The 12,295-nt window shown below is 66.4% G+C and carries 9 protein-coding genes; all 9 read left to right on the top strand.

The features are described from left to right. Positions 1 to 51 precede the first annotated feature (51 nt). The 9 genes from BLP38_RS06095 to typA all read left to right on the top strand — a co-directional run bounded on the left by BLP38_RS06095 (position 52) and on the right by typA (position 12,293). A complete protein-coding gene (locus BLP38_RS06095) occupies positions 52 to 981 on the top strand; it encodes an ABC transporter permease (RefSeq protein WP_091354488.1) in 930 nt (309 codons plus the stop codon). Beyond that, positions 971 to 1,912, top strand: a complete 942-nt coding sequence (locus tag BLP38_RS06090; RefSeq protein ID WP_091354485.1) for an ABC transporter permease — start codon at positions 971 to 973, stop codon at positions 1,910 to 1,912. Before BLP38_RS06095 ends, BLP38_RS06090 begins: the two co-directional genes overlap by 11 nt. Next, positions 1,909 to 3,630 carry an ABC transporter ATP-binding protein gene (locus BLP38_RS06085; protein WP_091354481.1) on the top strand — a complete coding sequence of 574 codons (1,722 nt, stop codon included), beginning with the start codon at positions 1,909 to 1,911 and terminating at the stop codon, positions 3,628 to 3,630. The genes BLP38_RS06090 and BLP38_RS06085 overlap by 4 nt, the downstream gene beginning before the upstream one ends. Next, positions 3,627 to 4,238: a PH domain-containing protein gene (locus BLP38_RS06080; protein ID WP_091354476.1), complete on the top strand. Its 612-nt coding sequence runs from the start codon at positions 3,627 to 3,629 to the stop codon at positions 4,236 to 4,238. The genes BLP38_RS06085 and BLP38_RS06080 overlap by 4 nt, the downstream gene beginning before the upstream one ends. A gap of 229 nt (positions 4,239 to 4,467) precedes the next feature. Then, a complete protein-coding gene (locus BLP38_RS06075; protein ID WP_091354473.1) occupies positions 4,468 to 5,451 on the top strand; it encodes an ABC transporter permease in 984 nt (327 codons plus the stop codon). A 1-nt stretch (position 5,452) separates the two neighbouring features. Beyond that, on the top strand, positions 5,453 to 6,379 hold the full coding sequence (locus BLP38_RS06070; RefSeq protein WP_091354470.1) for an ABC transporter permease: 927 nt from the start codon (positions 5,453 to 5,455) through the stop codon (positions 6,377 to 6,379). Beyond that, complete coding sequence (locus BLP38_RS06065) at positions 6,372 to 8,501, top strand: ABC transporter ATP-binding protein (RefSeq protein WP_091354467.1); 2,130 nt, start codon at positions 6,372 to 6,374, stop codon at positions 8,499 to 8,501. Before BLP38_RS06070 ends, BLP38_RS06065 begins: the two co-directional genes overlap by 8 nt. Positions 8,502 to 8,566: 65 nt before the next feature. After that, a complete protein-coding gene (locus BLP38_RS06060) occupies positions 8,567 to 10,252 on the top strand; it encodes an ABC transporter family substrate-binding protein (RefSeq protein WP_197672428.1) in 1,686 nt (561 codons plus the stop codon). A 127-nt stretch (positions 10,253 to 10,379) separates the two neighbouring features. Then, positions 10,380 to 12,293: a translational GTPase TypA gene (gene typA / locus BLP38_RS06055; RefSeq protein ID WP_091354461.1), complete on the top strand. Its 1,914-nt coding sequence runs from the start codon at positions 10,380 to 10,382 to the stop codon at positions 12,291 to 12,293. The last annotated feature ends 2 nt before the right edge of the window (positions 12,294 to 12,295 follow it).

Here is a 12,295-nt window from a genome sequence, read left to right as displayed (position 1 = left end):
CTTCTTCGTGCGTGAGCACTGATACGTCTTTTCCCTGAAAGGGGGCCGAGGGTGGCCTATTACATCCTCCGACGGATCCTGCAGGTGATTCCCGTGTTCCTCGGGTCCACTCTGCTGATCTATTTCATGGTCTTCGGTCTGCCCGGAGATCCGGTCGCCGCGTTGTTCGGCGACAAGCAGCCCCCGCAGGCTGTCATCGACTCGCTGCGCGAGCAGTACAAGCTCAACGAGCCGTTCATCGTCCAGTATGCGAACTATCTGGGCGGCATCTTCCGCTTCGATTTCGGCACGACGTTCTCCGGTCAGAGCGTGAACGACGTCCTCGCCCGTACCGTCCCCGTCACGATGCGCCTCGCGATCATGTCGGTCGCGATCGCCTTCGTGCTTGCGCTCGTCGTCGGCGCCCTGTCCGCCATCTGGAAGGGATCGATCTTCGACAACGGCGCGCTCGTCACCGCGCTCATCTTCATCGCGATCCCGATCTTCGTCCTCTGCTTCCTCGCCCAGTACTTCCTCGGCGTGCAGCTCGGGTGGTTCCGACCGACGGTTGGCGGTCGCAACGACTGGGGCGACCTGTGGCTCCCCGCGATCGTGCTCGGTCTGAGCATCTACGCGTCCAGCATGCGGCTGACTCGTGCCTCCATGATCGAGACGCTCGGTCAGGACTGGGTCCGCACGGCCTACTCGAAGGGCCTCTCGCGGCGACGCGTCATCCCCGTGCACGTCCTCCGCAACTCGATGATCCCGATGGTCACCGACACGGCGACCCAGTTCGGCATCCTGATGGTCGGCGCCACGGTCACCGAGGGCATCTTCAACGTGCCCGGCGTGGGCAACACGCTGTTCACGGCGATCACGCAGCGCGAGACGCCGACCGTGGTGTCGTTCGTCACGATCTTCGTCGTGATCTACGTGCTGGTGAACCTGGTCGTCGACCTTCTCTACGGCCTGCTCGACCCGAGGATCCGCTATGTCAAGTAACTCCGCACACTACGTCGCGCCGACGAACACGGAATCGGTCCCCGTCGACCAGCTCCGACTGGGCGAGAAGAAGAGCAATCTCTGGATCGACGCGTGGCGCGACCTGCGCCGGCGTCCCACCTTCTGGATCTCCGTCCTGCTGTGCGCGATCATCGTCGCCATGGCGGTGGCCCCGACGCTCTTCACGTCGGTGGCGCCGTCCGGTGGCGTCTGCAGCCTGGACAACAGCAACGGCGATCCCACCGCGGGGCACCCGCTCGGCTTCGACCGGCAGGGCTGCGACATCTGGTCGCGCGTCGTCCACGGCACCCGCACGTCGATGATCGTCGGTGTGATGGCGACGCTCATCTCCACGGTCATCGGCGTCATCATGGGCGCTCTCGCCGGCTTCTACGGCGGGTTCCTCGACACCGTGCTCTCCCGCGTCGGTGACGTCTTCTTCACCATTCCTTACATCATCGCGGCGGTCGTCGTCATGTCCGTCCTGGCCGACTATCGGAACGAGTTCGTCCTCGCTCTCGCGATCGGCGGGTTCTCGTGGGCCAGCACGGCGCGCATCGCGCGAGCCGAGGTCCTGCGGGTCAAGCAGTCCGATTACGTGACGGCGTCGATCTCGATCGGTCTGTCGCGCTTCCGGACGATGGTCACGCACGTCCTGCCGAATGCGATGGCCCCGGTCATCGTGGTCACGACCCTCAGCCTCGGCACCGCGATCGTCGCGGAGTCGACGCTGTCCTTCCTCGGTGTCGGCCTGGGCGGCTCGACCGTGTCATGGGGTCTGGACATCAGCCAAGCGCAGAACCAGATCCGGTCGGCCCCGATGGCGCTGTTCTGGCCGTCGCTCGCCCTCACCGTTTCGGTGCTCGCCTTCATCACGCTCGGTGAGCTCCTCCGTGACGCCGTCGACCCGAAGTCGAGGGCACAGCGATGAGTGATATCGAGAACCCCACCAGCCGCGCACGCCTGCGCGCCGGCCACAAGGAGAGCGCCGTGTCGCAGCCCCTTCTGCAGATCCGTGACCTGACCGTGTCCTTCGGGACAGGGAAGAAGGCGCGCGAGGTCCTCCACGGTGTCGACCTCGATGTCTTCCCGGGCGAGACGGTCGCGATCGTCGGCGAGTCCGGTTCCGGCAAGTCGACGACCGCAGCTGCCGTCATCAACCTGCTTCCCGGGACGGGCGCCGTGACGGGTGGATCGATCTCGCTCGACGGTGTCGATCTCCTCAGCGCTGGTCGTCGTGAGATGGAATCCATCCGCGGGCGCGACATCGGCTACGTTCCGCAGGACCCGATGTCGAACCTGAACCCGGTCTGGTCGATCGGATTCCAGGTCGAGGAAGCCGTCCGCGCGAACGGGCTGGCATCGACCCGCAGGCAGGCGCGGGAGCGCGCGGTCGAGGTGTTGAAGCAGGCAGGGCTTGCGGATGCCGAGCGTCGCATGCACCAGTTCCCGCACCAATTCTCGGGCGGCATGCGCCAGCGGGCGCTGATCGGAATCGGTCTGGCGGCCGACCCGAAGCTCCTGATCGCCGATGAGCCGACCAGCGCGCTCGACGTGACGGTGCAGCGCGTCATCCTCGATCACCTCGCGTCGCTCACGCGCGAGAAGGGCACCGCTGTGCTCTTCATCACGCACGACCTCGGTCTCGCCGCCGAACGTGCGGACCGCATCATCGTGATGAACCAGGGCGAGATCGTCGAGTCCGGGCCTAGCCGCCTCATCCTCGAAGCGCCGCAGCACCCCTACACGCAGCGCCTCGTCGCTGCCGCTCCGAGCATCGCCTCGCAGCGGATCCAGGCCGTCGTCGAGCGGCGGGGTGTCGAGCACATCGACGACATGGCTGCTGCCACGCCCGTCGTCGAGGTCCGCGACCTCGTCAAGGAGTACAAGATCCGGTCGGGTGGCTTCCGCAGTGAGCCGTTCCGCGCGGTGGACGGAGTGTCCTTCCAGATCCCGCGGGGCAAGACCCTCGCACTGGTGGGGGAGTCCGGCTCGGGCAAGTCCACGGTCGCCAAGATGGTCCTGCAGCTCGAGAAGCCGACGAGCGGCTCGGTTCTGGTGGACGGTGAAGACACCTCGGGCATGAGCCGCAAAGAGGTCTTCGCCCTCCGCAGCCGTATGCAGCCGGTGTTCCAGGATCCCTACGGGTCCCTCGATCCGCTCCGGAGCATCGGCGCCTTGATCGCCGAGCCGCTGCGTGTGCACGGAGTGGGGGATGAGAAGTCGCGTCGCGAGCGCGTGTTCGAGCTCCTCGAGCAGGTGTCGCTTCCGCGCGAGGTCGCCTGGCGGTACCCGAACGAGCTCTCCGGCGGCCAGCGGCAGCGCATCGCCATTGCGCGTGCGCTGGCACTCAAGCCGTCGATCGTCGTCCTCGACGAGGCGGTGTCGGCCCTCGACGTTCTCGTTCAGGATCAGATCCTGCGCCTGCTCGCCGACCTTCAGTCCGAGCTCGACCTGACGTATCTCTTCATCACGCACGACCTCGCGGTCGTCCGTGTCGCCGCGGACATGGTCTGCGTCATGGAGCAGGGGCGCGTCGTCGAGCAGGGAACGGTGGACGAGATCTTCACCACGCCCGCTCAGGACTACACGAAGCGGCTCCTCGCGGCCATCCCCGGGGCGGACATCCCCCTGGGCGGGGCGCGGTGAGCAGCGGCCCTATGAACGGCGAGGCGCGTCCGGGTGATCCCCGGGCGGCCTCGCCGCGGGTCTTCCGGGCTCCCTCGGGGACCGTCGCCCTGATCCTGGCGTCCATCGTGACCCTGTTGCTCCTCGTCGATGCCGTGGTCCGCGCCGGGTGGGGCGAGATGCTCCTGCTGGCTCCCTGGATGCTGCTGGTCCTCTGGTTCATCTACGTCGCCACCTTCGTCTCTCATGTGGCGGTCGATGCCCGCGGTGCGACGGTGCAGAACCTCCTTCGCGTGGTCCGGATTCCGTGGGATCGGGTGAGCGACATCGGCATCCGCTATCAGGTGCGTTTCACGCTGGATGACGGTCGTACCGTCAGTGCCTTCGGCGGACCCGTCGCGGGGCGGCCGCCGCGGCCGGGTCTCCGGCCTGACCCGAGCCCTCGAGCGCGGATCCCTCCCGCGCTCCGCGATCTCGAGCTCATCCGGGAGCAGTGGCTGTCCGCCAGTGAAACCGGTTCCGGTGCGGGTCGTGTCGTCCGTGGCTGGGATCTGCGCGCGATCTTCGCGCTGGTCGTGATCGTCGCCTGGGCACTGAGCGCGGTGATCATCAGCGGCGCCAACGGCTGAGCGTACTGGCCAATTGCGCGGGGTGTTCACAGTCATTTTGCGAGCAAGTCACGCAATGTTACGTTCATACAAAGAGTTCTCCACACGGTCTTGTCAGCGTTGATGAGCGAGTTAGGGTCGTTGAGGCCGGATCCGGTTCCGGTGATCGAACGCAAACGCAAGAGCGCGTAAGCCCGAGAAAGAGCACCACCATGTCTGTGCCAGCGACCCGAACCGCCGGGATTTCCCGGTGACGCTGTACGTCCTCCGCCGGTTCGTCAATTACGCGTTCCTGAGCCTGATCGCCACGTGCATGGCCTACGTCCTGGCCAGCTCGATCTTCCGGCCCGGAGACGCGTTCTACGGCAGGAACCCTCGTCCGCCGCAGGCGTCGATCGATGCCTCCCTCGCCCAGCTGGGCCAAAGCCCCGACGTGCCGGTCATCGCCCGCCTGTGGCACTGGCTCGTCGGCCTCTTCACGCAGGGATCGCTCGGCATCACGATCGGCAAGCAGCCCGTCGTCGAGGAGATCATCGCCCGCTCCGGGGCGAGTCTGCGTCTCCTCCTCATCGGATCGATCATCGGCGCGGTCATCGGCGTCCTGCTCGGAGTCTGGGGTGCAGTCCGCCAGTACCGCGCCAGCGACCAGATCGTCACGTACGGATCGTTCCTCATCTTCGCCACGCCGACGTTCGTGATCGGCGTTCTCCTGATGATCGGTGCGACGGCCCTCAACAACAGCCTGGGCGTACAACTGATCACCTTCACCGGCGAATACAGTGCCGGTATCAGTGGAAGCTGGTGGGATCTGACGCTCGACAGAGCGGTGCACCTCCTGCTGCCGACGTTGGCGCTCATCCTCATGAGCGCGGCGAGCTACTCGCGCTACCAGCGCAGCGTCATGCTCGACGTCCTGGGAGCCGACTACATCCGTACTGCTCGATCAAAGGGTCTCGAGCGCGGACCGGCGCTGTTCCGCCACGGTGTGCGGATCGCGCTCATCCCGATGTCGACCTTTTTCGCGTACAGCTTCGGCACACTCGTCGCGGGCTCCGCCATGCTCGAGATCGTCTTCAGCTGGCGCGGCATGGGCCAGTTCCTGCTGCAGGCCGTCAACACGAACGACGTCAACGCGGCAGCGGGGAGCACCCTGTTCGTCGCCATTCTCGTGCTGCTCTCCTCGACGTTCTCGGAGATCATCTACGCCGCCCTCGACCCCCGTGTGAGGAGCTGACATGGTTATCGCTCAGCAAGAAGCCGTCGAGGTGAGCCTCGACGACGAACAGACCATCACGAAGCAGCGCCGCCCGCTCTCCCGGAACGGTCTCGTCTGGCGTCGACTGCGCGGGATGCCGCGGTTCTGGGTCGGCGCGATCGCTTTCGCCGCCATCGTGCTGCTGTCCATCGTCGGACCGTTCCTGACGCCGTGGTCGATCACCGATCGTGACGTCTACAACATGGGCATGGGGCCCACGCTCCGCCACTGGTTCGGCACCAACAGCATCGGGCAGGACATCTTCGCCCAGACGATGGCGGGGCTGCAGAAGTCCCTCATCATCGGTCTCGTCGCCGGCATCCTCGGGACGCTGCTCGCCGCCGTCATCGGCTCCGTCGCGGGCTACGTCGGGGGAGTGACGGACAAGGTCATCAGCTGGTTCACCCACCTGTTGCTCGTCGTCCCGTCGTTCTTCATCCTGGTGCTGCTCAGCCCGCTGTTCAAAAGCCTGTCGTGGATCGCGCTGACCTTCTTCCTTGCGATCTTCAGCTGGATGATCATGGCGCAAGTGGTCCGCAACCAGACGCGTTCGCTGCGCAATCGCGACTTCGTGCGGGCCGCACGGTACATGGGTCTGCCGACGCGGAAGATCCTGAGCCGCCACATCCTCCCGAACATCGCGTCCTTGCTCATCATCGACGTGACACTCGGGATCGTCTCGATGATCATGTCCGAGACGTCGCTGAGCTACTTCGGCTTCGGCGTGCAGAAGCCGGATGTCTCGCTCGGCACCCTGCTCGCGGACGGCACGTCGGCCGCGCTGACGCGCCCGTGGCTGTTCGTCTTCCCGGCGGGTGTCCTCATCGTCCTTCTATTCGCCATCAGTCTCATCGGCGACGCCCTGCGCGATGCGATCGACCCGACCTCGGGGGCCAACCGTGCCTGAATCCCTTCTCTCGTCGACGCAGTCCCGTCGCACGCCTCTTCTGTCAGTCCGCGACCTCAGCGTCACCTTCCCGCAGCGCGGTTCGGGCGACGTGCAGGCGGTCCGAGGCATCTCGTACGACGTCCACCCGGGGGAGTTCCTCGGCATCGTCGGCGAGTCCGGTTCAGGCAAGTCCGTGTCCTCGCTCGCCGTGATGGGCCTCCTCCCCAGCAACGCGCAGGTGACGGGCGCGATCGAGTTCGAGGGCAAGTCGCTCCTGGGCATGGACGACAAGAAGCTGTCCCGCATCCGTGGCAAGCAGCTGTCCATGGTCTTTCAGGACCCGCTGTCGGCGCTGACTCCGGTCTACACCGTCGGCGACCAGATCGCCGAGGCGCTGCGTCTCCACGATTCGAAGCTCTCGTCTCAGGCGGCGGCCGCGCGGGCCGTCGAATTGCTGAAGACGGTCGGCATACCCGACCCCGACCGGCGCGCCAAAGCCTTCCCGCACGAGTTCTCCGGCGGCATGCGGCAGCGAGCGATGATCGCCATGGCGATCGCGAACGACCCGAAGGTGATCATCGCGGACGAGCCCACGACGGCTCTCGACGTCACCATCCAGGCGCAGATCCTCGAAGTCCTCGAGAAGGCCAAGGAGATCACCGGCGCCGCGGTCGTTCTGATCACCCACGACCTCGGTGTCGTCGCGGGACACGCCGACCGCGTGGGCGTCATGTACGCCGGCAAGCTCGTCGAGCTCGGCACCACGGATCAGGTCTTCCACGAGCCGCAGATGCCGTACTCGATCGGTCTGCTGCGCTCGGTCCCGAACATGCTCACAGCCGGCACCCAGCGGCTCGTCCCTCTTGAGGGCCGCCCGCCGTCCCTCGCATCGCTCCCCAAGGGATGCCCCTTTGCGGCGCGTTGCCCTATCGCGGTCGACGCGTGCCGCGACGTCGAGCCCGATCTGATCGCCCACGACCCGGCGTCCGGTCCCGAGCACGTCGCCGCCTGCATCCGTGGAGGCGAGATCGCCCGCGGTGAGATCGCGCGGAGCGAAGTCTTCACAGTCGCGGATCCGATCATCGACGGCGAGCTCGTGGATTCCGGTGCTGCGCCGGTCGTCGAGGTCACGGACCTGCGCCGTCACTTCCCCCTCATGAAGGGTGCGGTCTTCCCGCGCCGTGTGGGCACGGTCCGCGCCGTCGACGGCGTCTCCTTCTCGCTCAAGCCGGGCCGCACGATGGGTCTCGTGGGGGAGTCGGGCTGCGGCAAAACGACCACGATTCTCGAGATCATGGAGATGACCGCGCCGCAGTCCGGGTCGATCAAGATCAACGGCAAGGACGTCGGCTCGCTCAGCCCGCGCGAACGCCACGCACTTCGCCGCGACGTGCAGATCGTGTTCCAGGATCCTATGGGCGCCATCGACCCCCGTCTTCCGATCAGCGAGGTCATCACCGAGCCGCTCTGGGCGATCGGCGCCAAGAAGACCGACCGCGACAAGCGCGCCCTCGAGCTGCTCGATCTCGTCGGTCTCGACCCGTCGATGGCCGACCGCTATCCGCACGAGTTCTCGGGAGGCCAGCGCCAGCGCATCGGCATCGCCCGAGCCCTCGCGACCAACCCGTCCGTCATCGTGCTCGACGAGCCGGTGTCAGCGCTCGACGTGTCGATCCAAGCCGGCGTCATCAACCTGCTCGAAGATCTCAAGGCTCAGCTGGGACTGTCGTACCTTTTCGTCGCGCACGACCTCGCCGTCGTCCGTCAGATCGCCGACGACGTCGCCGTGATGTATCTCGGTTCCGTCGTGGAGCAGGGGCCGGTGTCCTCGGTATTCGACAACCCGCAGCATCCTTACACCAAGGCCCTCATCTCGGCGGCTCCGATCCCCGACCCGCGCATCGAGCGCGGGCGGGCGCGGGTGCTCCTGCAGGGAGATCTGCCGAGCCCGACGCAGGAGATCAGCGGATGCCGGTTCCGCACACGCTGCCCCCTGTACAAGCTCCTCGACGAGACGCGCCAGGACATGTGCCGTTCCGTCGAGCCGGAGTTGACGCCTCACGGCCGTGCGCGCGTCGCCTGCCACCACGTCGAGGACTCGACGCTGGTCGACGAGGTCGCGCTGTCGGCCGCATCCTGAACCCCCTCCGGCGGGCGCACCATTCCGCCGGTGGTCACCAAAAGGTAAACGAGAGGAACAATCACATGAAGATTCGAGGTGCAAAGCCGTTCGGGTCTTTGGCGCTGCTCGGCGTCGCCGCACTCGTGATCTCTGGTTGTGCTGCCGGAAACACCGGTGCGCCCACCCAGAGCGAGTCGGCAGCCCCGGAGCTCCCCGCCACGGCGTGGACCCGTGCCGATGCGGCCCAGGTCAAGGACGGCGGCACGCTGACCCTCGCGGTCGGATCGCTGCCGGTGCAGTTCAACATCAACCAGGTCGACGGCAATGAGGCGGACACCGTCGACATCGTCGAGGGGACCACCGGCGGGCCCTTCAAGATCAAGGAAGACGGCACGCCCGTCGTCGACGAGAACTACGCGTCGTCGGCGGAGCTCACGAGCGATGACCCGCAGGTCGTCGAGATCAAGCTGAACCCCGATGCGAAGTGGGAGGACGGCACACCGATCACGGCTGCCGATTACATCGCGTACTGGAAGGCGCAGAACGGCTCCAACAAGGAGTTCACCCCCGCCTCCACCGCCGGCTGGGAAGACATCTCTTCGGTCGAGCAGGGTGCGGACGAGTTCGACGTGAAGATCACGTTCTCGAGCATCTACGCGGACTGGCAGGGGCTGTTCACGGGCGGGCTGCTTCCGGCATCCATCTCGAGCGACCCCGCGGCGTACAACGACGGCTACCGCACCAAGGCCGTTCCGTCCTCCGGCCCGTTCAAGATCTCGAAGATCGACACGACCGGCCAGGTCGTCACCCTGGAGCGCAACCCGCAGTGGTGGGGTGCGACTCCGAAGCTCGAAACCGTCCTGTTCCGCGCGGTCAGCCAGGACCAGCAGGGCGCCTCGTTCGCCAACTCAGAGCTCGACGCCCTGTACATCTCGGCCAACGCCGACCTGTACCAGACGGCCAAGACCCGTTCCGACGCGAAGATCGAGACGTCCGGTGGCACCACATGGACGCACGTCACGATGAACGCCAAGGAAGGTCCTCTCTCCGACGTCAACGTCCGCAAGGCCGTCGCGTCGATCGTCAACCGCGAGCAGATCGCCGCCTCGGCGAACACGCCCGTCGACGCTCCTCCGATCACGCAGGGCGATTACATCTTCATGCCCGGCCAGAACGGCTACGAGGACAAGGCGCTCGCGCAGGACAACGCGAAGGCTGCGGAGTACCTCGAGGAAGCCGGCTACGAGGGCAGTGAAGGCGAGTCCTGGACGAAGGACGGCACCGAGCTCAAGCTCACCGTCACGGTTCCCGCCGACACGGCAACGAACATCCAGCGCTCGGAGCAGGTCCAGGCCGACCTGAACGCGTTCGGCATCCCCGTCGAGCTGGTCACGGTTCCCGCCGCGACCTACTTCAGCGACTACGTCATCCCCGGTAACTTCGAGATGGTGTCGTTCTCGTGGGTCGGCACCGCGTTCCCGATCTCCTCGTCGGAGGCGCTTTACTACCCGCTCGACTCCGAGTCGAACTTCACGGGTACGACGGACGACAAGCTGGGCGCTCTGTACGACCAGGCCAACGCCGAGCTCGACCCCGCTAAGCGCATCGAGATCGCCAAGGAGATCAACGATGTGATCTGGAACTACGTCCCCATGTTCCCGATCGCACCGCTCCCCAACGTCTACGCGGTCAAGGACGGTCTCGTGAACTGGGGCGCCACCCAGTTCGAGACCATCGACTGGACGATCGTCGGCTGGGCTGCCGAGTAAGCAGTCCGCACACACAGCACCGGCGGGGCGGGGACCGAAAGGTCCTCGCCCCGTCGGCGTGTCGCCGTCTGCGGTAAAGTGGACTGCCGGCATCCCGGCATCACCCTCTCTGCAAGGAATCCCCTTCATGGCGCACGCCCTTCGTCCTGACCTCCGTAACGTCGCGATCGTCGCGCACGTCGACCACGGCAAGACGACGCTCGTCGATGCCATGCTCCGCCAGACCGGCTCGTTCGGTGAGCACGCGCACGTCGAAGAGCGCGCGATGGACTCGAACGACCTCGAGCGCGAAAAGGGCATCACGATCCTCGCGAAGAACACGACGATCACGTACGCCGGCGCCCACTCCGCCGAGCCCGTCACGATCAACGTGATCGACACCCCCGGGCACGCCGACTTCGGCGGCGAGGTCGAGCGCGGTCTGTCGATGGTCGACGGCGTCGTCCTCCTGGTGGATGCCTCCGAGGGCCCGCTCCCGCAGACCCGCTTCGTCCTGCGCAAGGCGCTCGAGGCCAAGCTCCCGGTCATCCTGCTGGTGAACAAGACCGACCGTCCCGATGCCCGCATCGCCGAGGTCGAGGAAGAGGCGCACGACCTCCTCCTGGGTCTCGCCTCGGACCTCCAGGACGACGTGCCCGACCTCGACGTCGACGCGCTCCTCGACGTTCCCGTCGTCTACGCGTCCGGTCGCGCCGGTGCCGCCTCGCGCAACCGTCCCGACAACGGATCGCTCCCCGACAACGACGACCTCGAGCCGCTCTTCGGTGCGATCCTCGAGCACGTCCCGGCTCCGTCCTACGACGACGAGGCGCCCCTGCAGGCCTGGGTCACGAACCTCGACTCGTCGCCGTTCCTCGGTCGCCTCGCACTCCTGCGCGTGTTCAACGGCACGCTGAAGAAGGGCCAGACGGTCGCCTGGGTCCGCGCCGACGGCTCGACCAGCAACGCCCGCATCACGGAGCTCCTGAAGACCCGCGCCCTCGAGCGCTACCCGGCGGAGTCCGCCGGCCCCGGCGACATCGTCGCCATCGCCGGTTTCGAGAACATCACGATCGGCGAGACGATCGCCGACCCCGAGGACATCCGCCCGCTCCCGGCCATCACGGTCGACGACCCGGCGATCTCGATGACCATCGGCACGAACACATCGCCCCTCATGGGCAAGGTCAAGGGTCACAAGCTGACCGCGCGCATGGTGAAGGACCGCCTCGACCGCGAGCTCATCGGCAACGTGTCGCTCAAGGTCGTCGACATCGGCCAGCCCGACGCGTGGGAGGTCCAGGGCCGCGGCGAGCTGGCTCTCGCGATCCTCGTCGAGAACATGCGCCGCGAGGGCTTCGAGCTCACGGTCGGCAAGCCGCAGGTCGTCACACGTCGCGACGAGAACGGCAAGCTCACCGAGCCGTTCGAGCACCTCACCATCGACGCTCCCGAGGAGCACCTCGGCGCGATCACGCAGCTGATGGCGAGCCGCAAGGGCCGTATGGAGACGATGACCAACCACGGCACCGGCTGGGTGCGCATGGAATTCATCGTCCCGTCGCGCGGCCTCATCGGCTTCCGGAGCGAGTTCCTCACGATCACCCGCGGAACCGGCATCGCCAACGCGATCTCGCACGGCTACGACGAGTGGGCCGGCGCGATCTCGACGCGTCAGAACGGCTCGATCGTCGCCGACCGTTCGGGTGTCGTGACGCCGTTCGCGATGATCGCTCTGCAGGAGCGCATGAGCTTCTTCGTGCAGCCGACCGAAGAGGTCTACGAGGGCATGGTCATCGGCGAGAACTCGCGCGCCGACGACATGGACGTGAACATCACCAAGGAGAAGAAGCTCACGAACATGCGTTCGTCGACCTCCGACTCCTTCGAGTCGATGACGCCGCCGCGTGTGCTCACCCTCGAGGAGAGCCTCGAGTTCGCGCGCGACGACGAATGCGTCGAGGTCACGCCCGAGAAGGTCCGTATCCGCAAGGTCGTCCTCGACGCGACCGAGCGCGGCCGCACGGCATCCCGCCTGAAGCGCCAGGACGCCGGCTCCTGACG

The sequence above is a fragment of the Microbacterium sp. LKL04 genome (assembly GCF_900102005.1).
In the GTDB taxonomy this organism is placed as follows: domain Bacteria; phylum Actinomycetota; class Actinomycetes; order Actinomycetales; family Microbacteriaceae; genus Microbacterium.
The sequence above is the reverse complement of the archived record's forward strand: the minus strand, read 5'-3'. Positions and strand labels throughout refer to the sequence as shown.

What these genes read in the sequence shown, in the direction of transcription:
- BLP38_RS06085 (WP_091354481.1), top strand. Translation starts at nt 1,909, where the DNA reads ATGAGTGATATCGAGAACCCCACCAGCCGCGCACGCCTGCGCGCCGGC.
- BLP38_RS06090 (WP_091354485.1), top strand. Translation starts at nt 971, where the DNA reads ATGTCAAGTAACTCCGCACACTACGTCGCGCCGACGAACACGGAATCG.
- BLP38_RS06070 (WP_091354470.1), top strand. Translation starts at nt 5,453, where the DNA reads ATGGTTATCGCTCAGCAAGAAGCCGTCGAGGTGAGCCTCGACGACGAA.
- typA (WP_091354461.1), top strand. Translation starts at nt 10,380, where the DNA reads ATGGCGCACGCCCTTCGTCCTGACCTCCGTAACGTCGCGATCGTCGCG.
- BLP38_RS06060 (WP_197672428.1), top strand. Translation starts at nt 8,567, where the DNA reads ATGAAGATTCGAGGTGCAAAGCCGTTCGGGTCTTTGGCGCTGCTCGGC.